General features: G+C 73.2%; 23 protein-coding genes. 10 read left to right on the plus strand and 13 right to left on the minus strand.

Annotated features, from left to right (window positions below):
• Window positions 1-13 precede the first annotated feature (13 nt).
• The 5 genes from gatA to IO39_RS08220 form a co-directional block, all read right to left on the minus strand.
• Window positions 14-1,504 (minus strand): Asp-tRNA(Asn)/Glu-tRNA(Gln) amidotransferase subunit GatA, encoded by a 1,491-nt coding sequence (gene gatA, locus IO39_RS08200; RefSeq protein WP_043618489.1) that lies wholly within the window; start codon window positions 1,502-1,504, stop codon window positions 14-16.
• Complete coding sequence (gene gatC / locus IO39_RS08205; RefSeq protein WP_043618492.1) at window positions 1,501-1,800, minus strand: Asp-tRNA(Asn)/Glu-tRNA(Gln) amidotransferase subunit GatC; 300 nt, start codon at window positions 1,798-1,800, stop codon at window positions 1,501-1,503. Before gatC ends, gatA begins: the two co-directional genes overlap by 4 nt.
• A 163-nt stretch (window positions 1,801-1,963) precedes the next feature.
• Window positions 1,964-4,033, minus strand: a complete 2,070-nt coding sequence (locus tag IO39_RS08210; protein WP_043618496.1) for a putative bifunctional diguanylate cyclase/phosphodiesterase — start codon at window positions 4,031-4,033, stop codon at window positions 1,964-1,966.
• A 295-nt stretch (window positions 4,034-4,328) separates the two neighbouring features.
• Entirely contained in the window at window positions 4,329-6,518 is a 2,190-nt protein-coding gene (gene ligA / locus IO39_RS08215) for an NAD-dependent DNA ligase LigA (protein WP_043618499.1), read from the minus strand.
• Between the two features lie 65 nt (window positions 6,519-6,583).
• Window positions 6,584-7,564, minus strand: a complete 981-nt coding sequence (locus IO39_RS08220; protein WP_043618502.1) for a methionine synthase — start codon at window positions 7,562-7,564, stop codon at window positions 6,584-6,586.
• A gap of 24 nt (window positions 7,565-7,588) precedes the next feature.
• On the opposite strand from IO39_RS08220, the gene IO39_RS08225 reads away from it, so the two are divergent.
• Window positions 7,589-8,221: an MBL fold metallo-hydrolase gene (locus IO39_RS08225; protein WP_043618505.1), complete on the plus strand. Its 633-nt coding sequence runs from the start codon at window positions 7,589-7,591 to the stop codon at window positions 8,219-8,221.
• Between the two features lie 97 nt (window positions 8,222-8,318).
• On the opposite strand, the gene mnmA is transcribed toward IO39_RS08225, so the two are convergent.
• Window positions 8,319-9,377, minus strand: a complete 1,059-nt coding sequence (mnmA, locus tag IO39_RS08230) for a tRNA 2-thiouridine(34) synthase MnmA (protein ID WP_211266935.1) — start codon at window positions 9,375-9,377, stop codon at window positions 8,319-8,321.
• A 66-nt stretch (window positions 9,378-9,443) separates the two neighbouring features.
• On the opposite strand from mnmA, the gene IO39_RS08235 reads away from it, so the two are divergent.
• Window positions 9,444-10,496 carry a DUF695 domain-containing protein gene (locus tag IO39_RS08235; protein WP_043618679.1) on the plus strand — a complete coding sequence of 351 codons (1,053 nt, stop codon included), beginning with the start codon at window positions 9,444-9,446 and terminating at the stop codon, window positions 10,494-10,496.
• A 32-nt stretch (window positions 10,497-10,528) separates the two neighbouring features.
• Here IO39_RS08235 and IO39_RS08240 read toward each other — a convergent pair whose 3' ends face one another.
• Window positions 10,529-11,692 (minus strand): cysteine desulfurase family protein, encoded by a 1,164-nt coding sequence (locus tag IO39_RS08240; protein WP_281200060.1) that lies wholly within the window; start codon window positions 11,690-11,692, stop codon window positions 10,529-10,531.
• A 53-nt stretch (window positions 11,693-11,745) separates the two neighbouring features.
• On the opposite strand from IO39_RS08240, the gene IO39_RS08245 reads away from it, so the two are divergent.
• The 7 genes from IO39_RS08245 (at window position 11,746) to IO39_RS08275 (ending at window position 18,409) form a co-directional block, all read left to right on the plus strand.
• Window positions 11,746-12,261, plus strand: coding sequence for a TetR/AcrR family transcriptional regulator (locus IO39_RS08245; protein ID WP_043618511.1), 516 nt, complete (start codon window positions 11,746-11,748; stop codon window positions 12,259-12,261).
• A gap of 373 nt (window positions 12,262-12,634) precedes the next feature.
• Entirely contained in the window at window positions 12,635-13,822 is a 1,188-nt protein-coding gene (locus IO39_RS08250; protein WP_043618514.1) for an MFS transporter, read from the plus strand.
• A 174-nt stretch (window positions 13,823-13,996) separates the two neighbouring features.
• Window positions 13,997-14,896, plus strand: a complete 900-nt coding sequence (locus tag IO39_RS08255) for an ATP-binding cassette domain-containing protein (RefSeq protein WP_043618516.1) — start codon at window positions 13,997-13,999, stop codon at window positions 14,894-14,896.
• Window positions 14,893-15,657, plus strand: coding sequence for an ABC transporter permease (locus tag IO39_RS08260; RefSeq protein ID WP_043618518.1), 765 nt, complete (start codon window positions 14,893-14,895; stop codon window positions 15,655-15,657). The genes IO39_RS08255 and IO39_RS08260 overlap by 4 nt, the downstream gene beginning before the upstream one ends.
• Window positions 15,658-15,686: 29 nt before the next feature.
• Window positions 15,687-16,391, plus strand: a complete 705-nt coding sequence (locus IO39_RS08265; protein WP_043618521.1) for a response regulator transcription factor — start codon at window positions 15,687-15,689, stop codon at window positions 16,389-16,391.
• Window positions 16,388-17,839 carry a sensor histidine kinase gene (locus tag IO39_RS08270; RefSeq protein WP_043618523.1) on the plus strand — a complete coding sequence of 484 codons (1,452 nt, stop codon included), beginning with the start codon at window positions 16,388-16,390 and terminating at the stop codon, window positions 17,837-17,839. Before IO39_RS08265 ends, IO39_RS08270 begins: the two co-directional genes overlap by 4 nt.
• 3 nt (window positions 17,840-17,842) lie before the next feature.
• Window positions 17,843-18,409 carry an AAA family ATPase gene (locus IO39_RS08275; RefSeq protein ID WP_043618681.1) on the plus strand — a complete coding sequence of 189 codons (567 nt, stop codon included), beginning with the start codon at window positions 17,843-17,845 and terminating at the stop codon, window positions 18,407-18,409.
• A 19-nt stretch (window positions 18,410-18,428) separates the two neighbouring features.
• Here IO39_RS08275 and IO39_RS08280 read toward each other — a convergent pair whose 3' ends face one another.
• Window positions 18,429-19,193, minus strand: coding sequence for an SDR family oxidoreductase (locus IO39_RS08280; RefSeq protein WP_043618527.1), 765 nt, complete (start codon window positions 19,191-19,193; stop codon window positions 18,429-18,431).
• A 183-nt stretch (window positions 19,194-19,376) separates the two neighbouring features.
• Between IO39_RS08280 and IO39_RS08285 the strand changes: the two genes are divergently transcribed.
• A complete protein-coding gene (locus IO39_RS08285; protein WP_043618530.1) occupies window positions 19,377-20,228 on the plus strand; it encodes a helix-turn-helix transcriptional regulator in 852 nt (283 codons plus the stop codon).
• 47 nt (window positions 20,229-20,275) lie between these two features.
• On the opposite strand, the gene IO39_RS08290 is transcribed toward IO39_RS08285, so the two are convergent.
• The 5 genes from IO39_RS08290 to IO39_RS55955 form a co-directional block, all read right to left on the minus strand.
• On the minus strand, window positions 20,276-21,229 hold the full coding sequence (locus IO39_RS08290) for an electron transfer flavoprotein subunit alpha/FixB family protein (RefSeq protein WP_043618533.1): 954 nt from the start codon (window positions 21,227-21,229) through the stop codon (window positions 20,276-20,278).
• A gap of 20 nt (window positions 21,230-21,249) precedes the next feature.
• Window positions 21,250-22,029, minus strand: a complete 780-nt coding sequence (locus IO39_RS08295; RefSeq protein ID WP_043618536.1) for an electron transfer flavoprotein subunit beta/FixA family protein — start codon at window positions 22,027-22,029, stop codon at window positions 21,250-21,252.
• 209 nt (window positions 22,030-22,238) lie between these two features.
• The gene (locus IO39_RS08300) at window positions 22,239-23,459 is read right to left on the minus strand and encodes a serine/threonine-protein kinase (protein ID WP_043618539.1); all 1,221 of its coding nucleotides are present in this window, start codon (window positions 23,457-23,459) and stop codon (window positions 22,239-22,241) included.
• 35 nt (window positions 23,460-23,494) lie between these two features.
• Window positions 23,495-25,339, minus strand: coding sequence for a serine/threonine-protein kinase (locus tag IO39_RS08305; RefSeq protein WP_043618542.1), 1,845 nt, complete (start codon window positions 25,337-25,339; stop codon window positions 23,495-23,497).
• Between the two features lie 16 nt (window positions 25,340-25,355).
• A partial coding sequence (locus IO39_RS55955; protein WP_043618545.1) for a serine/threonine-protein kinase occupies window positions 25,356-26,868 on the minus strand: 1,513 nt, incomplete at its 5' end.

Genomic DNA, 26,868 nt, shown 5'->3' on the forward strand with positions numbered 1-26,868 from the left:
TTCCTCCCTTCTCCTACAGCTCCGGCGCCCTGGACAGCAGGCTGCCGCCCCAGCGGCTCTCCAGCGCCTGCTCCACGGCGGCGCCGACCCGGTAGCAGCGGTCGTCGCCCAGCACCGGCGCCATGATCTGCAGGCCGACCGGCAGGTCGTCCTCGTCGGCCAGGCCGACCGGCACCGAGATGGCCGCGTTGCCCGCCAGGTTGGACGGGATCGTGCACAGGTCGGCGAGGTACATCGCCATCGGGTCGTCGGCCCGCTCGCCGATCGGGAACGCCGTGGTGGGCGTGGTCGGCGAGACCAGCACGTCGACCTGCTGGTAGGCGGCCTCGAACTCGCGGGCGATGACGGTGCGCACCTTCTGCGCCTGGCCGTAGTAGGCGTCGTAGTAGCCGCTCGACAGCGCGTACGTGCCGAGCATGATGCGCCGCTTGACCTCGGGACCGAACCCGGCGGCCCGGGTCAGCGCCATGACCTCTTCGGCGCTGCGGGTGCCGTCGTCGCCCACGCGCAGGCCGTAGCGCATGGCGTCGAAGCGCGCCAGGTTGGACGAGCACTCCGAGGGCGCGATCAGGTAGTACGCGGGCAGCGCGGTCGTGAACGACGGGCAGGAGACCTCGACGACCTTGGCCCCGAGCGATTCGAGGAGCTGGACCGCCTCCTGGTAGCGGGCCAGGACGCCCGCCTGGTAGCCCTCGCCGGCGAACTCCTTGACGACGCCGATCCGCATGCCGGCGACGTCGGGGTTCCTGGCGGCCTCGACGACCGACGGCACGGGCGCGTCGATCGAGGTGGAGTCCATCGGGTCGTAGCCGGAGAACGCCTCGTGCAGCAGCGCCGCGTCGAGCACGTTGCGGGCGAACGGCCCCGGCGTGTCGAGCGAGCTGGCGAACGCGATCAGGCCGTAACGGGAGGAGCCGCCGTAGGTCGGCTTCATCCCCACGATGCCGGTCACCGAGGCGGGCTGCCGGATGGAGCCGCCCGTGTCGGTGCCGGTGGACAGCGGCGCCTCGTAGGCGGCCACGGCGGCGCTCGAACCGCCCGACGACCCGCCGGGCACCCTCGTCAGGTCCCAGGGGTTGCGGGTGACGTGGTAGGCGGAGTTCTCCGTCGAGGAGCCCATGGCGAACTCGTCGAGGTTGGTCTTGCCCAGGATGACCAGGCCGGCCTCCCGCAGGCGCGCGGTGACGGTCGCGTCGTAGGGCGGGCGCCACCCCTCAAGGATCTTGGAGGCGGCCGTCGTCGGCATGTCGCGCGTGGTGAAGATGTCCTTGTGCGCGATCGGCACGCCGGCCAGCGGCCCGAGCCGCTCCCCCGCCCTGAGCCGGGCGTCCACGGCCCGCGCCTGCTCCAGCGTCGTCTCCCGATCGACGTGCAGGAACGCCTGGACCTTGGGCTCGACCTCGGCCATGCGGTCGAGGTGCGCCTCGGCCACCTCGACGGCCGACACCTCGCCCGCCGCGATCATCGAGCCCAGCTCGGCGGCGGTCTTACGGATCAGGCTCATGCCTCCTCCCCGAGGATGCGCGGCACCCGGAAGCGGTCGTCCTCGACGGCGGGGGCGCCGGCGAGCGCCTGGTCGGGCGTCAGGGACTGTCGCACCTCGTCGGCACGGAAGACATTGGTCAGCGGAAGCGCGTGCGACGAAGGCGGCACGTCCTCGGCGGCGACCTCGGCCACCTTCGCGACCGACTCGATGATGGCATCGAGCTGGGTGGCGTAGTGGTCGAGCTCGTCGTCGGTCAGCGCCAGCCTGGACAACCGGGCCAGGTGTGCGACCTCGTCGCGGGTTATGGCGGACATGAGTCGTTGAACCCGTTTCGTGGATGGAGTCTTTGGACACTGCCATCCTAGGGGGCTTGACGCAGCAGCCCCGAACCCATTAATCCTCCCACCGGCATCGCCCGCGCTTCCGGGTCAGGCCGAGCCGCTGCCGACCTCCGCCTGGTGATCGTGCGCTACCGGGTCAGGCCGAGCTGCTGCTGACCTCCGCCTGGTATTCGTACGCGACCGCGGCCCCCGCCCGGTCCCGCAACCACGCCGTGGCCTCCTCGGCCGGCATCGGGTGGCAGAACAGCCAGCCCTGCCCCACGTCACAGCCCAGCTCCACCAGCCGCATCGCCACGTCGTCCGACTCCACGCCCTCGGCGACCGAGCGCAGCCCGAGGGAGCGGACCAGGTCGACGATGGAGCGCACGATGCGGTAGTCGTCCTCCGACTGCGCGATCCGGCGGACGAACGAGGCGTCGATCTTGACCTCGGACACCGCCAGCCGCTGCAGCCGGATCAGCGAGGAGTAGCCGGTGCCGAAGTCGTCGAGCGCCAGGGGGACGCCGAGCGTGGCCAGCGCCTTGATCGTCTCCTGGGTGTAGGCCTGGTCGCCGGTCAGGATGCGCTCGGTGACCTCCAGCTGGATGGCCGCCGGCGGCAGGCCGTAGCGGGCCAGGCCCACTTCGAGCTGCTCGGGCAGCGCCGAGGCGAGCAGGTCGCGGGCGGAGATGTTCACCGAGATCGGCACCCGCAGCCCCGTGTGCCACCAGGCGGCGGCCTGCTCCAGCGCCTCCTCGATCACGTACGCCGTGAGCTGCCGCATCAGGTAGGACTGCTCCGCCAGCGGCACGAACTCCGACGGCGCGATCGGCCCGTGCACCGGATGCCGCCAGCGCAGCAGCGCCTCGACCCCCTGGACGTCGCCGGCGCCGAGCCCGACCTTGGGCTGGTAGTGCAGGCGCAGCTCGCGGTTGTCGATGGCGCGGCGCAGGTCGCCGAGCAGGGTGAGGCGTTCGGGCGAGTTGCGGTCCTTGTCCGCCTGGTAGAGCTCGACGCCGGTACGCCCCTCCTTGGCCAGGTACATCGCCACGTCGGCCCGCTGCAGCAGCAGCTCGAAGTCGGGCGCATGGTCGGGGTAGAGCGCGATCCCGACGGAGCCGTCGAGGTCGAAGGTCATGCCCTCCAGGCGCACCGGCTCGGTCAGCGCCGCCCGTAGCCGGGCCGCCACCTCCCTGGCCGCGTGGGCGTCCCTGATCGAGGGCAGCAGTACCGCGAACTCGTCGCCGCCGAGCCGCGCCACGACGTCGCCGGGGCGTACGGAGTGGGTGAGCCGGTGGGCGATCAGCTGCAGCAGCCGGTCGCCCACGGGGTGGCCCAGCGTGTCGTTGACCTCCTTGAACCGGTCGAGGTCGAGCAGGAACAGGCCCACCCGCTCGTCCTGGCGCGCCTCGGCCAGCGCCTCCTCGGTGCTGACGATGAGCATCTTGCGGTTGGGCAGGCCGGTCAGCTCGTCGTGCATGGCCTGGTGGTCGCGGCGCATGGACAGGGTGGCGGTGAAGTAGACGGCGGCCAGGGGCGCGACGAAGAGGGGAACGAGCGCGGGCGCGTCGTTCATGACCACCACGACCAGGGGCGCCAGCCCGAGCAGCGCCGTGTAGACCAGGCCCTGCGGGCCCAGGGTGGCCCTCAGCACCCGCATGATCGAACGCCGCTCGTGCAGCGCGACCGCGCCGCACACGAGGGTGGCCCTGGTGACGAAGTACGCCAGCCCGGCCAGCACGATCGCCGGCAGGTCGGCCCCGGCGGGCACCCACGGCACGGCCGGGCTCGGCACGATCCCGAACGCCCCCAGCACCACGGCCGCCGCGGTCAGCGCGAGGGTGGACTGGGCGATGTTGAACATGACCCGATGCCACGACTTACGCGTCACCACCCCGTTGATGACGATGGCGACGGCCTGCATCAGCACCGCCACCGGCAGCCCGAAGTGCAGCAGCACGGCAAAGGTGAACATGGTGGACGGATAGGTGCCGCCCACGGCCGTCGCGGAGGACACCATCACGGGCCGCAGCTCGCCCAGGATCACCAGCACCGCGAGCACCCAGAACAGCGAGGTGCGCGCGAGCCCGGCCAGGCCGTCGGCGTCGAGCCTGAGCATGGCCACCACCAGGGCGGTGAAGCCGATCACGGTGATGCCCGCGAGGTAGCCCCACAGCGGTGTGCCGGCGCGCGGTCCGGTGTCGCGGGTGTCGGTTGGGTCAGTCATCGGTAACAGAACCCCCATTAGGTCACTATGGGAGGGTACGACCTTCACCCCACTTCGCGAAACCAAGCGCGTACGTTCCGTCACTTCTCCTTTCCGACATATACCCAAAAAGCACCGTCAGTAGCGCGCCATGCACAGCCAGCCCCCACCCCGCCCCCGGCGGGGCCGGCTCATCCGGTCTGTGCCGGTGACGGGCGAGGCCGGCTCGGCCGCACGAGCCCGGCGCCCCTTCGAGCCGGGTCACCCTGTTGAGCCGGTGACCCGGCCGGCCCCCGCCAGAGCGGTGGATCGGGGGCTACGCCTCAGGGGTGACGGCCACCCGGGCGGCCGCCTCGGGCCCCTCCCTGAGCAGGACCTCGAAACCGGCCCCGTCGAGGATCGGCACCTTGAGGCTCACCGCCTTGTCGTACTTGGAGCCCGCGTTCTCCCCCGCCACCAGGAACGACGTCTTCTTCGACACCGACCCCGACACCTTCCCGCCCCGGCTGGTGAGCGCCTCGGCGGCCGTGTCGCGGGTGTAGCCCTCCAGCGTGCCCGTCACCACGAACGTCAGCCCCTCCAGCGTCTGCGGCCCCTGCTCGGGCGCGGGCTCGTCCTCCATCCGGACCCCGGCCGCCCGCCACCGGTCGATGATCTCCCGGTGCCAGTCGACCTCGAACCACTCCTTGACCGTCGCCGCCACCCTGGGCCCGATGCCCTGGACCGCGGCCAGCTCCTCCTCGGAAGCGTTCATGATGACGTCGATCGAGCGCATGGCCCGCGCCAGCGCGCGGGCGGTGGGCGGGCCGATGTGCCGGATCGACAGGGCCACCAGCACCTGGGCGAGCGAGGACTGCTTGGCCCGCGCCAGCTCCTCCATCAGCTGCAGCGCGTTCTGGCTGGGCTCGCCGCTGAGGTTGGAGAAGAACGTGACGACCTTCTGCTCGCCCGTCCTGGGGTCGATCTTGGGCAGGCCGCTGTCCTGGTCGCGGACCACCGACCTGATCGGCAGGAGCTGCTCCAGCGTCAGGTCGAACAGGTCGGCCTCGGTGCGCACCACCGGCTCCTGCGGCGGCAGCGGCTGGGTGAGCGCGGTGGCCGCGACGTAGCCGAGCCCGTCGATGTCGAGCGCCTGCCGGCGGGCGGCGTAGAAGACGCGCTCGCGGATCTGGGCCGGGCAGCCGCGCGCGTTGGGGCAGCGCAGGTCGGCGTCGCCCTCCTTCTCGTACGCCAGCTCGGTGCCGCACTCGGGGCAGTGCGTGGGCATGACGAACTCCCGCTCGGACCCGTCGCGCAGCGGCGTGACGGGACCGACGATCTCGGGGATGACGTCGCCCGCCTTGCGCAGCACCACGGTGTCGCCGATGAGCACGCCCTTCTTGACCACGACCGCGGCGTTGTGCAGCGTGGCCCGCTCGACGGTCGAGCCCGCCACCACGACGGGCTCCATGACCGCGAACGGCGTGACCCGCCCGGTGCGCCCGACCCCCACCTGGATGTCGAGCAGCTTGGTGTTGACCTCTTCCGGCGGGTATTTGTACGCGATCGCCCAGCGCGGCGCCCGCGACGTCGAGCCCAGCTCCCGCTGCGTGCGGAAGTCGTCGACCTTGACCACGACCCCGTCGATCTCGTAGGCCGGGTCGTGCCGGTGCGCGTGGTAGTAGTCGATGAACTCGTTGACCTCGGCGAGCCCCGGCACCACCTTGTAGAGGTCGCTGACCGGCAGGCCGAACTCGCGCAGCCGTTCGTAGACGTGCGACTGCGCCCGCGGCTCGGGCGCGCCCTCCCACAGGCCGATGCCGTGCACCAGCATGCGCAGCGGCCGCTGCGCGGTGATGCGCGGGTCCTTCTGCCGCAGCGTGCCGGCCGCGGCGTTGCGCGGGTTGGCGAACGGCGGCTTGCCCTGCTCGACGAGCTGCTCGTTGAGCTTGCCGAAGTCTTCGACCGGGATGTAGACCTCGCCGCGCACCTCGACCAGGCTCGGGATGTCGTCACCCGTGAGCCGGTGGGGGACGCCCTTGATCGTGCGGACGTTGGCCGTCACGTCGTCGCCGGTGCGCCCGTCGCCGCGGGTGGCGCCGCGCTCCAGCCTGCCGTCGCGGTAGACCAGCGCGATGGCCAGCCCGTCGATCTTCAGCTCGCACAGGTAGGGGCCGGGGTCGCCCTCGGCCAGCCGCTCGGCCCGCGCCTGCCAGGCCGCGACGCCCTCGGCGTTGAAGACGTTGTCGAGGCTCTCCATCCGGTTGAGGTGCGTGACCTTGGCGAAGTCGCCCGACACCGGCGCGCCCACCTTCTGGGTGGGAGAGTCGGGCGTCTGGAGCGTCGGGTGCGCCTCCTCCAGCGCCAGCAGCTCCTGGAACCACTGGTCGAACTGGGCGTCGCTCACCGTGGGCTGGTCGAGCACGTAGTAGCGCCAGCGGGCCTCCTCGACCAGCTCGCTGAGCTCGGCGTGCCGCCTGAGCGCGGTCACCGGCACGCCCTCGACCTCAGTGCCCTGCTCACTCACGGAGCCTCTCCTTCCATGCGTTCACCTGTGCAAACGCTATCGCCGAGCGCCCGCGGAAGCATGTCTCAGCCCTCCCCCGGGTCGTCCCTGAGCACCTGCGCCGCCTTGTGGCAGGCCGCCAGCGCCGCCCGCGCGTACGCCGGCGAGGCTCCCGCCAGCCCGCACGCCGGGGTCAGCACGACCTGCGAGGCCAGCCGGTCCGGCGCGAACCCCAGCCGCCGCCACAGCTCCACCGCCGGCCTGGCCACCATCCCGGGGCCGGACAGCCGCGTGTCGGTGCCGGGCACGACCCCCATGAACAGCAGCATCCCGGCCTCGAACAGCTCCCCGAGCGCGTCGTCGCTCCTGCGCCCCAGCAGCGCGGCGTCCAGCGACACGCCCCGCACCCCCGCCCTGCGCAGCAGGGCCAGCGGCACCCGGGGCGCGCAGCAGTGCACGACGGGATCGTCGAACAGCCGCAGCGACTCCTCCACCCGCCACTCCTCGACCGCCGCCAGCCGCCCGAACCCCGAGGCCGTCGGCACGGTCCCGGCCAGCACCCCGGGCAGCCCGGGCTCGTCGAGCTGCAGCACGATCTCCGTCACCCCGGGCAGCCGCCGCCGCACCTCGGCGCAGTGCTCGGCCACCCCCTGGGCCAGCGAGGCGGTCAGATCGCGGACGGCGCCCGCGTCGGAGAGCATCTTGTCGCCGAACTTGAGCTCGATCGTCCCCGCCAGCGTCCACGGCCCGCAGACCTGCAGCTTGAGCGGCCCGGTGTAGTCGTGCGCGATCTCCTCCAGCCCGTCGAGGTCGCGCCGCAGGTGGTCGACGGCCCGCTGGTGGTCGCGCCCCGGCCGGTCGCTCAGCCGCCACCCCGACGGCTGCACCTCGACCGGCAGGTCGATCAGCAGGCCCGCCGTCCGCCCCACCATGTCGGCGCCGACGCCCCTGGCGGGCAGTTCCGGCAGGTACGGCAGCCCCGGCACCTCGCCGAACACGACCTTGATCGCCTCAAGATGATCCTCACCCGGATGCGAACCGACTCCGGTGGCTTCCCACGTAGACATGAGCACAAGCGTAGGCTCTGCCGGATGAAGCTCACGAAGTTCGGCCATGCCTGCGTCCGCCTGGAGAAGGACGGCAAGGTGCTGGTCATCGATCCCGGCTCGTTCACGACCGACCCGGTGCTGGACGGCGCCGACGCGGTGCTGATCACCCATGAGCACGCCGACCACGTGGACGTCGAGAAGGTGCGGGCGGCCTCGCCCGGCCTGGAGATCTGGACCTGCGAGGGCGTCGCGGCCCAGCTCACCGAGGTGCCGGGCAAGGTGCAGGTGGTGGGCCACGGCGACGCCTTCGAGACGGCCGGTTTCCAGGTGCGGGCGTTCGGCGAGTGGCACGCCGCCAACCACCCCGACATGCCGATCGTGCAGAATGTCGGCTTCCTGCTCGACGACGAGGTCTTCTACCCGGGCGACGCGCTCACCGTCCCGCAGGCGGAGGTGGGCACGCTGCTGGTGCCGACCGGCGCGCCCTGGCTGAGGCTCTCGGAGATGGTGGAGTATCTCCGGACGATCCGCCCGGCGCGGGCCTACTCCACCCACGACATCCTCTACAGCGAGATCGGCCTGGGGCTCGTGGACAACTGGCTGCGGCTGGAGGCGGAGCGGCAGGGCGCCGACATCCGCCGCCTGAAGATCGGGGAGTCGACGACCCTGAACTGACGGCCGCCACTCAGGCGGCTGAGCTGACGGCCGCCACTCAGGCGGCGGACATGATGGTGGCCCCCGCTCAGACGGCCGCTGAGTTGACGGCCGCCGCTCAGGCGGCGGACATGATGGTGGCCGAGCCGATGACGGTGGCCCCGGAGTAGAGGACCGCGGCCTGCCCGGCGGCGACGCCCGTGGCGGGCCGGGCCAGCTCGATCGTGAGCCCCTCCGCGCCCTCCTCGAACCGGCACGGGTAGACCTCGCCGTGCGCCCGGAGCTGCACGGTCAGGTCGTCGCGGCCGTCAGGGCCGTTCCAGACCGGGCGGCCGCAGGTGATCGTGGTGACCTCCAGCGCCGAACGCGGCCCGACCGTGACGGTGTTGGACACCGGCTCGATCGACAGCACGTAACGGGGCCTGCCGTCGGGGGCCGGCCGGTCGATGCGCAGGCCCTTGCGCTGCCCCACCGTGAACCCGTGGGCGCCCTGGTGGCTGCCCACCACCTCGCCGCTCTGGTCGACGATGGGCCCCTCGGCCGCGCCGAGCCGGCCGGCCAGGAAGCCGCGCGTGTCACCGTCGGCGATGAAGCAGATGTCGTGGCTGTCGGGCTTGTCGGCCACGGTCAGGCCGCGCCTGGCGGCCTCCTCGCGCACCTCGGCCTTGGTCGAGTCGCCCAGCGGGAAGATCGCGTGGGAGAGCTGCTCGCGGGTGAGCACGCCGAGCACGTAGGACTGGTCCTTGCCCTGGTCGACGCTCCTGGACAGCACCCCGTCGACCAGCTTGGCGTGGTGGCCGGTGGCCACCGCGTCGAAGCCCAGGGCCAGCGCGCGGTCCAGCACCGCCGCGAACTTGATCTTCTCGTTGCAGCGCAGGCAGGGGTTGGGGGTGCGGCCGGCGGCGTATTCGGCGACGAAGTCCTCGACCACGTCGCGCTGGAACCGCTCCGCCATGTCCCACACGTAGAAGGGGATGCCGATGACGTCGGCGGCGCGCCGCGCGTCACGCGAGTCCTCGATCGTGCAGCAGCCCCTGGCACCCGTGCGGTGGGATTGGGGGTTGGCCGACAGCGCGAGGTGCACACCAGTGACGTCGTGACCGGCCTCGGCGATCCGAGCGGCGGCCACGGCGGAGTCGACGCCGCCCGACATGGCGGCAAGCACACGCAGTCCCATGACCGTTCCAGCGTACTGTCCTGCCGGGAGTGCGCGACCATGCCCTCGGTCTGGAAGTATTCGACCATGCGACTGTTCGGGCGCAAGGACGCAGACGAAGGGGCCGGTGGGCCGGCCGAGGCCATCGCCGGGTTCTGGGCGTGGTGGCAGGAGACCAGGCCGCGGCTCGACTCCCTGGTGGCCGCGGGCGAGGCCGGGGGGCTGGAGGAGTGGCTCGCCCCGGCGGTCGCCGCGATCCACCCCGGGCTGGTCTGGGAGGTGGCGCCCGGCAAGGAGGCCGCGCACGCGCTGGTGGTGACCGCGGCGGGCGACGCCGAGCTGCGCTCGCTGGCGCACCGCTGGGCCAAGGCGGCGCCGCCGTCCAACCTGCTGTGGGAGTTCCACCCGTCGCGGCAGGCCCACGCGCAGGCGATGGAGCTCACGTTCGACGTGGGCGGCTTCGGGTTCGCGCTCGACAAGCTGAAGCTGGGCCTGCGCGTGCCGCGCGACCAGGCCAGGGTCGACGTCTCGGCCTACCATCCGATCTTCGGCGAGCTCGACGAGGAGAGCCGCACGGAGGCCACGCTGCTGGCCCTCGACTGGCTGCTCGGCGAGGACGACGTGGCCAGGTGGGTGGGCGAGATCACGGCGGTGACGTTCGAGCCGATCGACTCGGTGGCGGCCGTGCACCTGCCGGCCGTGGTCGCCGACCTCGCCGCGGGCTACTCCGAGGAGGAGTGGGTGCTGATGGAGGGCCAGACGGGCGGCGGCGCGCCGCTGGTCGCCACGGCCCGCCATCCGCTGCGCCCGGTGGACCACCCGCTGCTCGACCAGCACATCATGATCACTCTCCCGTACACGCACCGCGACGAGAGCGGCCTGCCCGTCGGCGACTCGCTGGCCGCGCTGCGCGACTTCGAGGAGCGCCTGGCCGCCCGCCTGCTCAAGCTGCGCGACGACGCCCTGCTGGCCGCGCACCTGAGCGCGGAGGGGCATCGGATCATCCACGTCTACGCCGATCCGGCGAGCGAGGCCGCCGTGCACGCCAAGGAGCTGATCGTGGGCTGGGAGGAGGGCGAGCCGCGGGTCGACGTCTCCGCCGACCCCGCCTGGACCGCGATCGCCCCCTTCCTGACCTGACCGCCGGGCCGGCTGATGCCGGCCGGTGAAAGTCAGCCGAGGCCGGCGCGGCGGGCGCGTTCGACGGCGGCGGGGAGCACCTCGATCAGGCGGTCCACATCGTCGCGCGTCGAGGTGTGCCCGAGCGTGAAGCGCAGCGAGCCGCGCGCCGCCGCCGCGTCGGCGCCCATGGCCAGCAGCACGTGAGACGGCTGCGCCACGCCCGCCGAGCAGGCCGACCCGGTCGAGCACTCCACGCCCTTGGCGTCGAGCAGCATGAGCAGCGCGTCGCCCTCGCAGCCGGGGAAGGAGAAGTGGGCGTTGCCCGGCAGCCGGTCGCCGGGGTCGCCGTTGAGCACCACGTCGGGCACGGCCTCGCGGACGCGCCTGATCAGCTCGTCGCGCAGCTCGCTCAGGTGGCGGCCGAGCCGCTCCTGCTCGCGCACGGCGGTGCTGACGGCGGCGGCGAACCCCGCGATGGCGGGCGCGTCGAGTGTGCCGGAGCGCACGTCGCGCTCCTGGCCCCCGCCGTGCTGGACGGAGACCGGCGTCAGGCCCCTGGCCAGCAGCAGCGCGCCGACCCCCATCGGGCCGCCGATCTTGTGCCCGGTCAGGGTGAGGGCGTCGGCCCCCGAGCCGGAGAACGACACGGGCAGCTGCCCCACCGCCTGCACCGCGTCGGTGTGGAACGGGATGCCGTGGTCGTGCGCGATGGCGGCCAGCACGTTGACCGGCTGGACGGTGCCGACCTCGTTGTTGGCCCACATGACGCTGACCATGGCCACGTCGCCGGGGTCGCGCTCGATGGCGGCCCGCAGCGTCTCGGGGCGCACCCGGCCGTGCTCGTCCACCGGCAGCAGCTCCACCTCGGCGCCCTGGCTGTCGGCCAGCCAGTGGGCCGGGTCGAGCGCGGCGTGGTGCTCCACGGAGCTGATCAGCACGCGCCGGCGCGGGCGGCGCGCCCAGTAGAGCCCCTTGATCGCCAGGTTGTCGGCCTCGGTGCCGCCCGAGGTGAACACGACCTCGCTGGGCCGGGCGCCGAGCGCCTGGGCGATCGTCTCGCGTGACTCCTCGACCACCCTGCGCACCCGGCGACCGGCCGCGTGCAGCGAGGAAGCATTGCCGACGCGTTTGAGTTGTTCCGTCATGGCCTCGATCGCTTCGGGCAGCATGGGGGTGGTCGCCGCATGATCAAGGTAGGCCGACGGTCTGGTCACGTGCTCAGGGTATCTCGTTTGCAACTGTACCGTCCGGACGGTACAGTTGAGGCATGCGAAGGGACGAGCTTTTGGACGCCGCGGAGGACCTCCTCTGCGACCAGGGCTCGGCCGCGCTCACCCTGGCCGCCGTGGCGGACCGGGCGGGCGTGAGCAAGGGCGGCCTGCTCTATCACTTCAGCTCCAAAGAGGCCCTCATCAAGGCCATGGTGGAGCGGCTGATCGACGACTTCGACCAGTTGATGGCCGCGCAGCCCGACGACACCTACACCGGGCGCTACGTCGGCGCGACACTGGCCGCCGTCCGCTCCGGCCGCCTGCGACGATGGGCGATCGTGACCGGCGCGTCGGGCAACCTGTTCCTGCTCGCGCCGCTGCGCGAGGCCATGGCCCGCTGGCATCGCGAGGGGCTGGGCGACGAGCCCGACCCGAGAGCCTCGCAGATCGTCCGCCTCGCGTGCGAGGGGCTGTGGGACGTGGCCAGCCACGACCCGGAGCTCAACTCCGAGGACGACCTCCAGGATCTGGAGCGCCACCTCAGAGCGCTCATCAAACCCTCGCCCGCCTGACAGCTCCCCTTCCCACCCCTTTCACCCCCTTCCGGCTCCGCGTGACGGGGCCGTCGCCTGCCCGGCGCCCGACGTGCGGCGCCCGGACGTGACGCCCTGACGCGCGCGCTTCCGCGTGCCGTCCCGGCGCGCCGCCCGGACGTCACACGTCGACACCCGGGCACGGGCGAACACGTCCACGGCCCCACCGGGTGCCGCACGCGCTCCGGCGCGACGCGCACGCTCCGGCGAAGGCCGCGGGCGTCACGCATGCCATCGCGCGACAGGTCGCCGGTGGCATGCCGGCGTGTGCCCGGCCGCCGTCGGCGGTGGCGCGGCACGACACCCCCCGACTCAGTACAGCAAGTAACGAACTTCAGTGAGGTGTGGCCTTATGACCCGCGAGCTGAGGAGTGCCCGTTACGGGGCAATCCTCACCTTTGTCCTTGCCGGCCTGATGGTGGGCACGATGACCGTGCGCATCCCCGCCCTGACCGACAAACTCGGCCTGTCCGAGGCGATGGTCGGGACCATCCTGCTGGTCTGGGGCCTGGGCGCTCTGGTGACGATGCAGTCCATGCGGCGCGTCATGGCGCGCGTGGGCAGCCGGGCGGTGCTGCGGGCAGGTGGTCCACTGACGGCGCTCGGCCTCCTCGGCGTGGCCCTGGCCCCCGACCTGCCCCTGCTCCTCGCGGCCGTGGCGGTCTTCGGCATGGCCTTCGGCACCGTGGACGTCGCCATGAACGCCCAGGGCTCCGCCGTCGAGCAGGCGTACGGGCGTCCGCTCATGAACGGCATGCACGCCGGCTGGTGCGTCGGCGCCATCTCGGCGGGCGCGCTGGGCAGCCTGGCGATCGCCCTGGGGCTGCCGTTCACGGTGAACGTGGCCCTGATCGCCCTGGTCTCGCTGCCGGTCATGGTGCTGCTGGGCCGTACGTACCTGCCCGAGCCCGAGACGGCCGGCGCCGCGCGGCCCGGACGGCGCCGCATGCCGCCGATCGTCTACCTGCTCGGCGCGATCATGTTCTTCGCCTTCATGGTCGAGGGCACGGTCGCCGACTGGAACGGCCTCTACATGCGGGACGAGCTCGGCGCGCCCGAGGCCGTCGCCGCGCTCGGCTACCCGGTCTTCGAGGCGGGCATGCTGATCGCCCGGCTCACGGGTGACCGGCTGCGCACCAGGTTCGGCGTGCGCGGCATGCTGACCGTGTCCGGCCTGGCCACGGGCGGCTTCTTCGCGGTCGTGCTGCTGGCCCCGGCGGCGCTGGTGGCGGTGTCGGCGATGTTCTTCGTCGGCCTCGGCGTGGCGACGATCTCGCCGCTGACGCTGTCGCTGGCCGGGACCGCGACCGACGCGCCCGGGCCGGCCATCGCCCAGGCGGGCACCATGGGGTACGCGGGCCTGCTGCTCGGCCCCGTGGTGATCGGGTTCCTGTCGGACGCCACATCCCTGCGTACGGCGCTGGGCATCGGCGTCGTGCTCGGGGTGCTGATCGCCCTGTCGGCCCGGCTGCTGCCGCGCGCCGACCGGACCGCGCCGAGCGCCCTGCCGGCGCGGGAGCGGGTCGAAGCCGCCGCCTGACCCGGCACCCCGGGTCTCTGAGAGTTCTCTGTGCGTCGAGGGCGGCGGCGGCGCGCGCCACCACTGTGGCGGCGCCCCGCCCTCCCGGAACCGCCCGCGCCAGGCGGCCCCACTCACAGAGAACTCACAGAACCGCTCAGAACGCCCCCAGCCTCCCGCCGCACGCTGGATCTCATGATCCAGCTCAACGGACTGACGAAACGCTACGGCGACAAGCTCGTCGTGGACGATCTCACCTTCACGGTACGGCCCGGCCTCGTCACCGGCTTCCTGGGCCCGAACGGCGCGGGCAAGAGCACGACCATGCGCATGCTCCTCGGCCTCGACCTGCCCACCGCCGGCACGGTCACCGTCAACGGCCGCCCCCACCACGAGCTGCGCCACCCGCTGCGCGTGGTCGGCTCGCTGCTGGACGCGCGGGCCGTGCACCCGCGCCGCACCGCGTACAAGCACCTGCTCTACCTGGCCCAGACGAACGGCCTGCCGGCCTCCCGCGTCGGCGAGGTGCTCGACCGGGTGGGGATGTCGGCGGCGGCGGGGAGGCGGGCCGGCGCGTTCTCGCTGGGCATGAGCCAGCGGCTGGGCCTGGCCGCGGCCCTGCTCGGGGACCCGCCGGTGCTGCTGCTCGACGAGCCGGTCAACGGGCTGGACCCGGAGGGCGTGCGGTGGATCCGCGCGCTCATCCGGGGGCTGGCCGCGGAGGGCCGCACGGTGCTGGTCTCCAGCCACCTGATGAGCGAGATGGCGGTGACCGCGGACCGGCTGGTGGTCATCGGCAAGGGGCGGCTCATCGCGGAGGGCGACCTCGGCGCGTTCACCGAGACGGGGGCGGCCGTGGCCGTCCGCACGCCCGACGCGGCGGCCTTCGCCCGGCGGCTGGAGCTGTCGGGCGCCCAGGTGCGGCCGGGCGAGAGCGGGGAGCTGCTGGTCACCGGGATGAGCATGCCCGACGTCGGCCGGCTGGCCTGCGCCGAGAGCGTGCCGCTGTACGAGTTGAGCACGCGCCGGGTGTCCCTGGAGGAGGCGTTCATGGAGCTGACCCGCGACGCCGTCGAGTACGGAGCGGCCCGATGATCGACACGGGCGCGCTCAGGGCGGAGTGGACGAAGTTCAGCAGCATCAGGGCCACCATGGTGCTCTCGCTGGCGGCCGTGGTCGTGTCGGCGCTGTCCGGGTGGCTCTTCGGCAACGCGGCGGCCGGTGAGTACGCCGCCGCCACCGCACAGGAACGGCTGGACTTCGACCCGCTGATGGAGGTCATGCGCGGGGTGTTCATCAGCCAGCTCCTCGTCTCCGCGCTGGGCGTGCTGGTCGCCTCCTCCGAGTACGGCTCTGGGACCCTGCACGCCAGCCTGGCCGCCGTCGGCAGGCGCGGCCGGCTGATGGCGGCCAAGGCCGGGATCACCGCGCTGACCGCCCTGCCGGTGAGCGTGGCCTCGGTGTGGCTGATGTTCGCGATCGGCCAGAGCACGCTGGCGGCGGGCGGGGCCCCGTCCGTCCCGCCGGGCGGCCCGCACGCCCTGGCCATGCTGCTGCTCGGGCCGGTCGTGCTCACTTTGCTGGCGCTGTTCGGGCTGGCGCTGGGCTTCCTGCTGCGCGGCACGGCCGCCGCCGTGAACGTCAGCACCGCCTTCCTCCTGCTGCCCACCCTCGCCTCGTCCTCGCCCGGCTTCCTGCGCGACCTCATGGAGAACTTCTGGCCCAGCACGGCCGCCTTCCAGGCTCTCTACGGCACCTCCTGGCTGCCGCCGGCGGCGGCGTTCGGGCTGTTCGTGGCGTTCGTCGCCGCCCTGCTGGTCGCGGCCTTCGCCCGGTTCGAGCGCCGGGACGCCTGATTACGCTGGACACCGGGGAGGTGCCTCACTTGGGCGAACGGCTGCTGGTGGTCGACGACGAGCCCACCGTCAAGGAGCTGCTGTCGGCGACGCTGCGCTTCGCGGGGTTCACCGTGAGCTCGGCCGACAGCGGCGAGCAGGCGCTGGAGGCGGCCCGGCGCGACCCGCCCGACCTGGTGCTGCTCGACGTGATGCTGCCCGACCTCGACGGGTTCGAGGTCATCCGCCGCCTGCGCGGCCTGCCCAGGGCGGGGGGACGCCCCGGCCCGGTGCCCGTGCTGTTCCTGACCGCCCGCGACGCCAGGGCCGACAAGATCAACGGGCTCCGGCTGGGCGGCGACGACTACGTCACCAAGCCCTTCGACCTGGAGGAGCTGCTGGCCCGCATCAGGGCCATCCTGCGGCGCACGGGCGCGGCCCCCGACGACCGCACGCTGGTGGTCGGGGACCTGGAGGTCGACCCCGACAGCCACCAGGTGAGGCGGGCGGGCCGCCCGGTACGGCTGTCGCCCACCGAGTTCCGGCTCCTGCACCACCTGGTGCTCAACGCCGGGCGGGTGCTGCCGAAGGCGCAGATCCTGGAGCAGGTGTGGCGCTACGACTTCGCCGGCGACACGAGCATCGTGGACACGTACGTGAGCTACCTGCGCCGCAAGCTGGACGCCGGCGGCGCCCCCAGGCTGATCCACACCGTGCACGGCGTCGGCTACCTGCTCCGCAGACCCCAGGCATGATCGCCGAAATGTCGCTGCGCGCCCGGCTGCTGGCGATCACGGTCGCGCTGCTCGTCGCCGGGCTGGCGCTGATCGGCTCGGTGGTCGTCAGGCAGCTCGAAGCCCAGCTCATGGCCCGGGTGGACGTCCAGCTCGGCACGATGGGCACGGCGCTGTCGGAGGTGCCGCCCGAGCTGCTGGCCGTGCTGCGCGGCCGGGCGGCCGGCTCCGCCCCGCTCGCGCTGGGCGAGCTCGACCTGATCTCCAAGGCGTACACCGGCTACCTGGCGGCGGACGGGACGGTGCTGCACGAGTTCGGCGACGTCGGCGACGCCCCCGCGCTGCCCCGCCTGGCCGCCGCCGACGTCACGGCCCGCGCCGGGCGGCCGTTCACCTTGGCGGCGGCCGGCGGGGAGGAGTGGCGGGCGGTGGTGCTGCCGGCCGGGAACGCCCGGCGGGCCGGTCACACCGGGATCGTCGCGGCGGTGTCGCTGGCGGCCGTGGACGAGACCGTCGGCCGGATGGCGGCCGCCTGCCTCGTGGCCGGCGTGGTGCTGCTGGCGGTGCTCGCGCTGGTGGGCGGGTTCGCGATCAGGGCCGGCCTGGCGCCGCTGCGCCGCGTGGAGGAGACGGCGGCGGCCATCGCGGGCGGCGACCTCAGCAGGCGGGTGCCCGAGCCCGCCGCGCACAACACCGAGCTGGGCCGGCTGGCGCGGTCGCTGAACACGATGCTCGCCCAGATCGAGCAGGGGGTGGCCGCCCGGGTGGAGTCGGAGGCCAGGATGCGCAGGTTCGTCGCCGACGTCAGCCACGAGCTGCGCACGCCGCTGTTCGGGATCAAGGGCTTCTCGGAGCTGTATCGTATGGGGGGTACGCGGGCCGCGCCCGCCATGGCCCGCATCGAGAGCGAGTCGGGCCGCCTGGCCAAGCTGGTCGACGACCTGCTGCTGCTCGCCGGCCTCGACGAGAGCGAGGGGCCAGGCCTCGACCTGACCCCGATGGATCTGCGCACGCTGGCCGCCGACGCCCGCCACGACTTCGCCGCCCTCGACCCGGCCCGGCCCATCGCGTTCACCGGCCCTGCCGGCGGCTCCCCGGCCGGCGCGCCGGTGCTGGGCGACGAGGCCCGGCTGCGGCAGGTGGTCAGCAATCTGGTCGGCAACGCCGTCACCCACACGCCCCCGGGCACGCCGGTCCGAATCGGGGTGGGCACGGACGGCGGGGAGTCGGTGCTGGTGATCGCGGACGAGGGGCCGGGGCTGGAGCCGGAGGAGGCGTCGAAGGTCTTCGACCGCTTCTACCGCACCGACGGGTCGCGGGCCAGGGCCACCGGCGGGGCCGGGCTCGGGCTGGCCATCGTGCGCTCCATCGTGGCGGCGCACGGCGGGCGGGTGGAGCTGCGCTCGGCCCCGGGCCGGGGCGCGGCCTTCGAGATCAGACTGCCCGCCGCAGAAGAACAGGGAAAGTGAGTGATGAGGCGTTACATCCTGACCGGCGCGCCCGGCGCCGGGAAGACGGCGATCCTGCGCCGGCTCGAATGCGACGGCTATCCCGTCGTCGAGGAGGCCGCGACCGACGTCATCGCCCTGCGCCAGGCCCAGGGCGAGGCCGAGCCGTGGACCGAGCCGTCCTTCGTGGGGCAGGTCGCCGCCCTGCAACGGCGGCGGCAGGAGCGGGCCGCTTCGCTGCCCGGCGCGGTGCAGATCTACGATCGCTCCCCCGTCTGCACCTACGCCCTGGCCACGTACCTCGGCCATCCGGTCGGGCCGGAGCTCGCCGCGGAGCTGGAGCGCATCCGGGAGCGGCGCATCTACGAGCCGACCGTCTTCTTCGTGGAGAACCTCGGGTTCGTCACGCCGACCGAGGCGCGGCGGATCACCTACGAGGAGTCGCTGCGCTTCGAGCGGGTCCACCGGGACGCCTACGCGGAGCTGGGCTACGCGTGCGTGCCGATCGCCCCCGGCCCGCTGGCGGACCGGGTGGCGGCGATCACCCGGCACGTCGCGCCCCCCGCGCCGGCCGCCCGGGACGCCTCGTGACCCGCGCCCGTCGCGGGCGTCAGGCGGGCTGCCCGGTGGGCATGATGGTGACCTGCTGGAGGTTCGCCCGCGGCGGCAGGCTTGCCAGGAACCCGATCGTCCGCGCGACGTCCTGCGGCGTGAGCCACTCCGTCGTCTGCCTGGAGCCCTCCAGCCACGCCCGCGCGCCCTCGTCGGTGACGTGGGACTGCAGCTCGGTGCCGACGATGCCCGGCTCGATCGCCGAGACGCGCACGTTCTTGGGGCCCAGCTCCGTCCGCAGGTGCCGCGACAGGTGCGTGACGAACGCCTTGGTGCCGGAGTAGACGGCGAAGTTCGGGAAGATGTTCTGGGCCGCGATCGACGAGGTGTTGATCAGGTCGGCCACCCCGCGCTCACCGGCAGCCGCGACGAGCTGCGGGACGAACGCGCCGATCACGTTCATCAGGCCCGTGATGTTGAGGTCGATCTGGTGCTGCCACTGGTCGGTGGGCAGCTCCTCGACCGGGGCGGGCAGCATGACGCCCGCGTTGTTGAACAGCAGGTCGGCGCCGCCCAGCTCGGCCGCCACCCGGTCGGCGGCGGCACGCACCGCCGCCGCGTCGGTGACGTCGGCCGCCAGCGCCAGCGCCCGGCCCCCGGCCCGCTCGATCCTGGCCACCAGGTCGTCCAGCCGCTCCGCGCGCCGCGCCAGCACGGCGACGCTCGCGCCCAGCCCCGCCAGGTGCTCGGCCGTGGCCTCGCCGATCCCGCTGGAGGCGCCGGTGATGACGGCCACGCGGCCGGTGAGGGAAGTGGTGCTCATGGTGTACGCCCCTTCAGGGTCTCATCCGCGGCCGGTCGCCGCGTTCCTCCACAAGCACACCAGCCGCGGAACCCCTCTCAGGGGGTCCGAACGCGCCCTGACCAGGCAGGTCCTCGCGAGACAGGTACCGGCAGGGCCACCCGGGCGGCACAGCGGGCCCGCGCGGCGGGTCACACTGGGGGCATGGACCGCAGCCGCGAACTCGCCGACTTCCTGCGCTCGCGCCGGGCCCGGATCACTCCGGACCTGACGGGGCTGCCCGCCGACGGCCGCACCCGCCGCGTGCCCGGTCTCCGCCGTGACGAGGTGGCCCGGCTGGCCGGGGTCAGCACCGAGTACTACACGCGGCTGGAGCAGGGCCGTGCCGGCAACCCCTCACCCGAGGTGACCGAGGCCATCGCCCGCGCGCTCCAGCTCGATCCCGCCGAGCGCGAGCACCTGACGGACCTGCTGGCCCGCCCCGCCCGGCACGCACCCATCAGCCCGCAACGGGTCAGGCCGGGGCTGCACCTCATGCTGCAGACCCTCGACCACGTGCCGGCCTTCGTCCTCGGCCGCCGCACCGACGTGCTGGCCGCCAATCGCCTGGCCCGCGAGGTGCTGACCGACTTCGACGCCCTGCCCGCGACGCAGCGCAACCTGGCCAGGTATTACCTGCTCGACCCGGCGGCCCGCGAGCGCACCGGCGACTGGGAGCGGATCGCCTCGGAGACGGTCGCCGTGCTGCGGCTCGAAGCCGGCCGCCACCCCCACGACCGCCGCCTCGCCGACCTGGTGGGCGAGCTGACCCTGCGCTCCCCGGAGTTCAGCGCCTGGTGGAACGACCACAAGGTGCTGCGCCGCACCCACGGCACGAAGACCTACCACCATCCGCTCGTCGGCGAGCTGCGCTTCTCCTACGAGTCCCTCCAGCCGCCCGGAGACCCCGACCAGACGTTGTGCGTCTACAACGTCGAGCCCGGCTCCCCGACCGCCGAGGCCCTCCGCCTCCTGACGAGCTGGACGGCCCCGGCCTCCCCGCACCCGGCCTCATAGCGTGAAGACGAATGCGGCTTGCCACGGGTGGTGGCAAGCCGCATGCGCTACTTGCGCTTGTTGATCTCCTCGGTGAGCTGGGGCACGACCTGGTGCAGGTCGCCCACCACGCCGTAGTCGGCCAGCTCGAAGATCGGGGCCTCGGGGTCCTTGTTGATGGCCACGATCGTCTTCGCCGTCTGCATGCCGGCCCGGTGCTGGATGGCCCCGGAGATGCCGGCCGCGATGTAGAGCTGCGGCGAGACGGTCTTGCCCGTCTGGCCGACCTGGAACTGGTGCGGGTACCAGCCCGCGTCCGTGGCGGCGCGCGAGGCGCCCACGGCCGCGCCCAGGGCGTCGGCCAGGCCCTCGATGACCGAGAAGTTCTCGGCCGAGCCCACGCCGCGGCCGCCGGAGACCACGATGGCGGCCTCGGTCAGCTCGGGGCGGGCGCCCTTCTCCTGCTTGACCCGCTCGACCACGCGGGCGGCCTTGGCGGCGTCGGACAGGGTGACCGAGACCTCCTCCTCCGTCCCGGCGCCGGCGGCGGCCACGGGGGCGGTGGAGTTGGGGCGTACGGCGATGATCGGCGTGCCCTTGCGCACCCGGGAGTGCACGTTGACGCCGCCACCGAAGATCGACTGGTCGGCCACGAAGCCGTCGCCCACGCCCACGGCGTCGGTGATGACGCCGGAGTCGGTCTTGACGGCCAGCCGGCCGGCGACCTCCTTGCCCTCGGCCGTGGCGGCGACCAGCACCGCGGCGGCCGACTTGGCGGTCACGAGCTGGGCGAGCAGCTCGGCCTTGGGCGCGACCACGTAGTCGACGACGTCACTGGACGGCGCGACGTAGATCTTCTCGGCGCCGTATTCGGCGAGCCGGGCCTTGGCCTCGGGCGTGAGGCCGGGGCCGGCCCAGACGGCGGCGGGCGTGCCGAGGGAGCGGGCCAGCGTCAGCAGCTCCAGCGTGACCTTCTTGACCTCGCCTTCGGCCTGCTCGACGAGAACGAGAATCTCCGACATTTTGCGTTCTACCCCCGCTCTCAGATGAACTTCTTGGACGCCAGGAAGTCGGCCGCGTTCACGCCGCCGTCGCCCTCGTCCTTGACGATCGTGCCGGCCGCGCGCGGCGGGGCGGGCGCGAAGTCGACGACCTCGGACCAGGCCGCGGCCAGGCCGACCTGGGCGGCGTCGATGGAGGCGTCGCCGATGGCGAGCGTCTCGACCGGCTTCTTCTTGGCCGCCATGATGCCCTTGAACGAGGGGTAGCGGGGCTCGTTGATCTTCTCGACCACGGAGACGACGGCGGGCAGCGTGGCCTCGACCTTGTCGTAGCCGTAGTCGGCCAGCCGCTGCACCGTGATCGAGGCGCCCTCGACCTCGACCTTGTTGGCCAGCGTGAGCTGCGGCGTGCCCAGCCGCTCGGCCAGCATCGCGGGCAGCACGCCGGTGCGCGCGTCGGTGGACTCGGAGCCCAGGATGACCAGGTCGAACCCGATCTTCTTGAGCACCTGGGCCATCGCGTACGAGGTGGACAGCGCGTCGGAGCCGTGCAGCGCGTCGTCGCTCAGGTGGACGGCCTTGTCGGCGCCCATGGCCAGCGCCTTGCGGATCGTCTCGGTGGCCTTGCCCGGACCCATGGTCAGGACGGTCACCTCGCCGCCGTGGGCCTCCTTGAGCTTCAGCGCCTCTTCGACGGCGTACTCGTCGAGCTCGTTGACCACGCCGTCGACGGCGTCGCGGTCGAGCGTGTTGTCATCGGACCGCAGCTTGCGCTCGGTCGCCGTGTCGGGGACCTGCTTCACGCAGACGACGATGTTCATGGCCGGTGGCCGACCTCCCGTAGTTCGCGTGCGCCGCCGCCTCGCTGCGGTGGCGCCGAATGCATCTGTCCAGACTGCCAGGTGCCCGGCGGGCTCCCGACAGAGGGTCTGCCGAGGTTGTGCGGTCATGTTACCCATGGGTAGCTTACGCGCAAACCGGCGGCCCTGCCGTACCCATCCCCACCCTACCGAACTTTATTCGGTCAGCCTCACGCGGACAGCAGGAACACCACGCCCACCACGAGAGCCGTGCCCGCGAACAGCGCCAGCGTGAACGTGCTGAACATCGTCGCCAGCCCGAAGCACAGGCCGACCGCGCCCACCACGCTGGCCGCGTCGGCGACCAGGCGGCCGCGCCGGAAGGGGGTGCGCGAGAACAGCGCCACCCCGGCGTCGGCCACGACCCCCACCGCGTACGCCGCCAGCAGGAACAGCGACACCTCCGGCAGCGGCTCGCGAGCAGCCGCCGCCAGCAGCGACACGAACAGCCCCGACCCGATCAGCCAGCGCCTGCGCACCTTCTCCCGGTGCCGGGCCCTGGACTCCTCGACCGAGCGCCGGTGCCGCTCCTTCCCGCCCGGCTGCCACTCCCTGGTCGCCAGGTCGTCGCCGGTCACGCGGGCCCGCGCGACCGGCTCGTCGAAGCGGTGCGGCACGTGGGCGGCCGGCGCGACGTCGAGCCTGGCGCAGATCTGCGCGGCGGTGGGCCGGGTGGCCGGATCGGTGGCCAGGCAGTCGAGTAACAGCGGCTCCAGCCACTTCGGCACGCCCTCCAGGTCGGGCGGATGGTGCACGACCCGGTAGGCGACGGCGGAGGCCGGGCCCTGCCCGTACGGCTGCCGCCCGGTGGCCGCGTACGCCAGCGTCGCGCCGAACGAGAACACGTCGGCCTCCATGCCCGCGGCCCGTCCTTCCAGCACCTCCGGCGCGAGGTAGCCGGGCGTGCCCACCACCGCGCCCGAGGCCGTGACGGACAGCGAGTCGAGGGCGCTGGCGATGCCGAAGTCGATCACGACCGGCTCGCCCTCGGTCATCATCACGTTGGCCGGCTTGAGGTCGCGGTGCACCACCCCGGCCTCGTGCATGGCCCGCAGCGCGTCGGCCAGCCCGGCGGCCAGCCGCCGCAGGCCGGCCACCGGCACGGGGACGGCGCTGAGCGGCCGGCCCTGCACGTAACGGGTGACGAGATAGGGCCTGGCGCCCTGCATCGAGGCGTCGAGCACCTCGGCCACGTGCGGCCCGCCGGCCCGGCGCATGGTCTCCACCTCGCGCGCCAGCCGGGCCAGCGCCAGGCCGTCGGCCGCGACGTGCGGATGGAGCACCTTGACCGCCACCGTGCGCCCTTCGGGGTCGAGCGCCAGGTGCACCTCGCCGAATCCGCCGGCCCCCAGACGGGAGAGAAGCTGGTAAGGGCCGAGGCGCTCGCTCATACTTCATCTCTCCCCAGGCGGCACGGCGGGGACACTCATGACCAGGGATTCAGGAAGCCCAGCCCGAGCCCGTCGAGCAGACTGCCGATCAAGCCGGTGATCAGCCCGATCGTGCTCTGCCTGGCGTCGCTGGCCAGGTCGTCGATGACCTTCGACGGCGCCCGCCACGGCTGCCACACCGTCTCCTGCCCCAGCGCGAACATCACCGCGAACAACGCCGCCGTGCCCACCAGCACGACCGCGACCAGCGCGGCGCCCGGGCTGCGCAGCACGCCGGTGAGCGTGCGCGTGACGGCCTTGCGCGGCGCGCCGCCGCCCGGCAGCACGAACAGGCCCGCGGCGAAGGCTCCGGCCCCGTAGGCCGCCGCCTCGTTGACGCCCATCTGCCCGGCCCACGAGAGCACGCCCCAGACGCAGACGCCGAACAGCAGCGCCAGCGGCACGTGCACCACGGTCACCAGCGCGGACTTGATCAGCGCCCACGGCGTGCCGACCACCGCGAGCAGCGGATCGGCCGCGCTGCTCCCGCGCACCTGACGCCGTTTGACCAGGTCGCCGAAGAGGTATTCGCCGATGCGCAGCACGAGCGCGAGCGCCACGGCCACCGCGCCGGCCATGACCGGCATCATCACGGTCAGCGCCACCAGCGTGACCAGCAGCAGCAGGCCGACGACCTGGCTGCCGAACAGGTAGCGCTTGCGCTCGGACGGCGGGGTGTAGCGCGGGGGCGGCGTGTAGGGCCGGGCCGGCGCGGGCGAGGTCGGCGCCGGCACCACCCGCCGGTCGGCCGGCGGGTGCCCGGCCACGCGCCGGTCGGTGTGGGGCACCGGCCTGGCCGGCATGGGCGCCGGCACGTAGGGCGGCGGGCGCTCCTCGCGGTGCGGGCGCTCCTCGCGGCGGGGGCGCTCGTCCCGGCGCCGCGGCCGCTCCTCGCGGCGCGTCGGCGTGGGTGAGGGCGGCGCGCTCTGCCCGTATTCGACCGGCGGCAGCAGGTCGGAGAAGGTGTCCATGGCCCGGGTGCGGTCGCGGGCCCGCTTGGTGCCCGTCGGCCCGTCGAACGACGCCTCGTTGAACGTGGTCACCGAAGGGTCGAGCGCCCTGGCCATCCGCAGCAGCTCCTGGGCGCTGGGCCGCAGGGCCGGATCGACCTGGAGGGCCCGGTGCAGCCAGCCGCGCAGCCACACGGGCGCCTTGTCGATCTGCGCCCGCCCTTCCATGATGTTGAAGCAGACCGCTTCGAACGTTCCCGTGCCGAACGGCGGCGCGCCGGTCGCGGCGAAGAACACCGTCGAGGCCAGCGCGTGCACGTCGGCCGCCTGGGTGATCTCCGAGTCGCGGATGATCTCGGGCGCCAGGTAGCCCGGCGTGCCGACGAACATGCCCGTCTGCGTCAGCCGGGTGGCGTTGACCAGGTGGGCGATGCCGAAGTCGATGACCAGCGGCTCGTCGTCGACCAGCATGACGTTGGACGGCTTGAAGTCGCGGTGGATCACGTCGGCGGCGTGGATGGACACCAGCGCCTGGCACAACCCCTGGGCGAGCCTGATGAGCCGCTGCGCGTCGAGCGCGCCCTCCGACAGGACGGTGTCCTCCAGCGTGCGGCCGGGGGCGAAGCGCGTCACCACGTACGGCTGGTTGCCGACGAGCTCGGCGTCGATCACCTCCGCGACGTACGGGCTGCGCACCCGGCGCATCGTCTCGACCTCGCGCGTGAGCCGGTCGCGCGCCTTGAGGTCGGCGGCCACATGGGGGTGCAGGACCTTGATGGCGACTTCGCGCCCCTCGCCGTCGAGGCCGAGGTGGACGACCCCCATGCCGCCCTCGCCGATCTTCCTGACCAGGCGATATGGGCCGAGGCGTTCTGGTGCTTGGGTGCTCATCGCCACCTTCCCCGCGTCATCCCCCGGACTTCCCCCCTAGCGTGTCGAGCTGCTCGACCACCGCGTCGATCTCCAGCGGAGTCCATACGGGCTCCCCCTCAGGTTGTTCCCCGAATGTGCCGTAGGCGAGGGTCAGCGAGAGCGCGGCACCCGCCGCGAGCACTCCCGCCATCACCATCGCCACTGTTCTCGAGGGTACGAGCGATGCGAGCGTTCTGCGCATCTGCTTGCCCGGGCCTTCGACTCCCGGGCCCGCGCAGATCGTCCACAGCGCGATCGCGGCGCCCCACGCCAGGGCGTAGGAGGAGCTCATCCCGGCCACCACGGTGAGCAGCAGCGTCACCGGCAGGCCCAGGATGAGCGCGTAGAGCACCAGGGCCAGCGTGATGCCCGCCGACTTGGCCAGCGCCGCCGGGTAGGCGAGCACGCGCAGCACGTCGAGCGCCGCCGCCCCCGCCGCCCTGCGGGCCGCGAGCTGCGGCTGGGCCAGGTCGGCCGCGCGCAGCAGGATCGCGACCGGGATCGCCACCACCGCGACCGGCACCGGGGCCAGCACGGCCGCCACGATCATCAGGACCAGCAGCATCGCGCCGGCCACGCCGTAGGCCTTGGAACGCTGCAGCAGCCTGCCCTGCGGCGCGCCCGGCGCGTACGGGTCGCGCTTGGTCGGCTGCGGCGGGAAGTGGGGCTGGGCCGGGATGTACGGCGGCGGCTGCACCGGGACGGGGTTGGGGCGGCCGTAGTCGTGGCCGTCGGCCCCCGCCGCGGGGCGGCCGTAGTCGGGCACGTCGGGGCGCCCGGGGTTCAGCCCGGGAGCCAGGCCCGGCGCCAGGTTCGGACCGGAGCCCAGACTCGGCCCCGAGCCCAGGTTCGGCCCCGAGCTCAGGTTGAGGCCGGAGCCCGCGTTCGGACCCGAGCCGACGCTCGGAGCCGTGCCCAGGTTGGCGCCCGCGCCCGCGCCCGGGCCGAGGTGCGGGCTCTGGGTGAGCCTGCGGTATTCGGGCGAGTCGGACCGCACCCGCCTGGTGGGCACGTCGGCCTCGCCCTGCGCCGGGATCGCCGGCCCGTTGCCGCCGGCCGGCGGCGACTGCGGCGGGTAGAGGCCGGCCTCGCGCTGGATCTGCCGCAGCTCCTCCGGCGGCACCCTGCGCGTCGGCCACGGGTCGGGCTGGCCGGGCAGCAGCGAGATGTACTGCTGCTCCGGCTGCGGCGTGACCGGCGTGTCGGGCCCGTCGAGCAGCCGCTTCGGGGTCACCGGCGGCGTCGACACCTCGTAGGACGGCCTCTCCGTCACCAGCGGCGGCGGGCCCGGGATCACGGCGGGCTCGCCGGGGCGCGGCACGGTCGAGATCTCGTCGGGCAAGCCGACGGACGAGCCGCCGGAAGCCGGGCCGGGCAGCATCCGGGCGAGCTGCTCGGCCAGCTCGGCAGCCTTGGGCCGCTTGGCCGGGTTGCGCTGGAAGGCGGCCTTCAGCAGCGGGCGCAGCTCCGCCGGCATGCCGCTGATGTCGGCCTTGCCCGCGGTGATG

It is taken from the genome of Nonomuraea candida, from assembly GCF_000725485.1.
GTDB classification, from domain to species: Bacteria; Actinomycetota; Actinomycetes; order Streptosporangiales; family Streptosporangiaceae; genus Nonomuraea; species Nonomuraea candida.

Bases quoted from the DNA above. Each gene is read 5' to 3' on its own strand.
- gatA (WP_043618489.1), bottom strand. From the start codon at position 1,504: ATGAGCCTGATCCGTAAGACCGCCGCCGAGCTGGGCTCGATGATCGCG.
- gatC (WP_043618492.1), bottom strand. From the start codon at position 1,800: ATGTCCGCCATAACCCGCGACGAGGTCGCACACCTGGCCCGGTTGTCC.
- IO39_RS08210 (WP_043618496.1), bottom strand. From the start codon at position 4,033: ATGACTGACCCAACCGACACCCGCGACACCGGACCGCGCGCCGGCACA.
- IO39_RS08220 (WP_043618502.1), bottom strand. From the start codon at position 7,564: ATGTCTACGTGGGAAGCCACCGGAGTCGGTTCGCATCCGGGTGAGGAT.
- IO39_RS08225 (WP_043618505.1), top strand. From the start codon at position 7,589: ATGAAGCTCACGAAGTTCGGCCATGCCTGCGTCCGCCTGGAGAAGGAC.
- mnmA (WP_211266935.1), bottom strand. From the start codon at position 9,377: ATGGGACTGCGTGTGCTTGCCGCCATGTCGGGCGGCGTCGACTCCGCC.
- IO39_RS08235 (WP_043618679.1), top strand. From the start codon at position 9,444: ATGCGACTGTTCGGGCGCAAGGACGCAGACGAAGGGGCCGGTGGGCCG.
- IO39_RS08245 (WP_043618511.1), top strand. From the start codon at position 11,746: ATGCGAAGGGACGAGCTTTTGGACGCCGCGGAGGACCTCCTCTGCGAC.
- IO39_RS08250 (WP_043618514.1), top strand. From the start codon at position 12,635: ATGACCCGCGAGCTGAGGAGTGCCCGTTACGGGGCAATCCTCACCTTT.
- IO39_RS08255 (WP_043618516.1), top strand. From the start codon at position 13,997: ATGATCCAGCTCAACGGACTGACGAAACGCTACGGCGACAAGCTCGTC.
- IO39_RS08260 (WP_043618518.1), top strand. From the start codon at position 14,893: ATGATCGACACGGGCGCGCTCAGGGCGGAGTGGACGAAGTTCAGCAGC.
- IO39_RS08270 (WP_043618523.1), top strand. From the start codon at position 16,388: ATGATCGCCGAAATGTCGCTGCGCGCCCGGCTGCTGGCGATCACGGTC.
- IO39_RS08275 (WP_043618681.1), top strand. From the start codon at position 17,843: ATGAGGCGTTACATCCTGACCGGCGCGCCCGGCGCCGGGAAGACGGCG.
- IO39_RS08280 (WP_043618527.1), bottom strand. From the start codon at position 19,193: ATGAGCACCACTTCCCTCACCGGCCGCGTGGCCGTCATCACCGGCGCC.
- IO39_RS08285 (WP_043618530.1), top strand. From the start codon at position 19,377: ATGGACCGCAGCCGCGAACTCGCCGACTTCCTGCGCTCGCGCCGGGCC.
- IO39_RS08290 (WP_043618533.1), bottom strand. From the start codon at position 21,229: ATGTCGGAGATTCTCGTTCTCGTCGAGCAGGCCGAAGGCGAGGTCAAG.
- IO39_RS08295 (WP_043618536.1), bottom strand. From the start codon at position 22,029: ATGAACATCGTCGTCTGCGTGAAGCAGGTCCCCGACACGGCGACCGAG.
- IO39_RS08300 (WP_043618539.1), bottom strand. From the start codon at position 23,459: ATGAGCGAGCGCCTCGGCCCTTACCAGCTTCTCTCCCGTCTGGGGGCC.
- IO39_RS08305 (WP_043618542.1), bottom strand. From the start codon at position 25,339: ATGAGCACCCAAGCACCAGAACGCCTCGGCCCATATCGCCTGGTCAGG.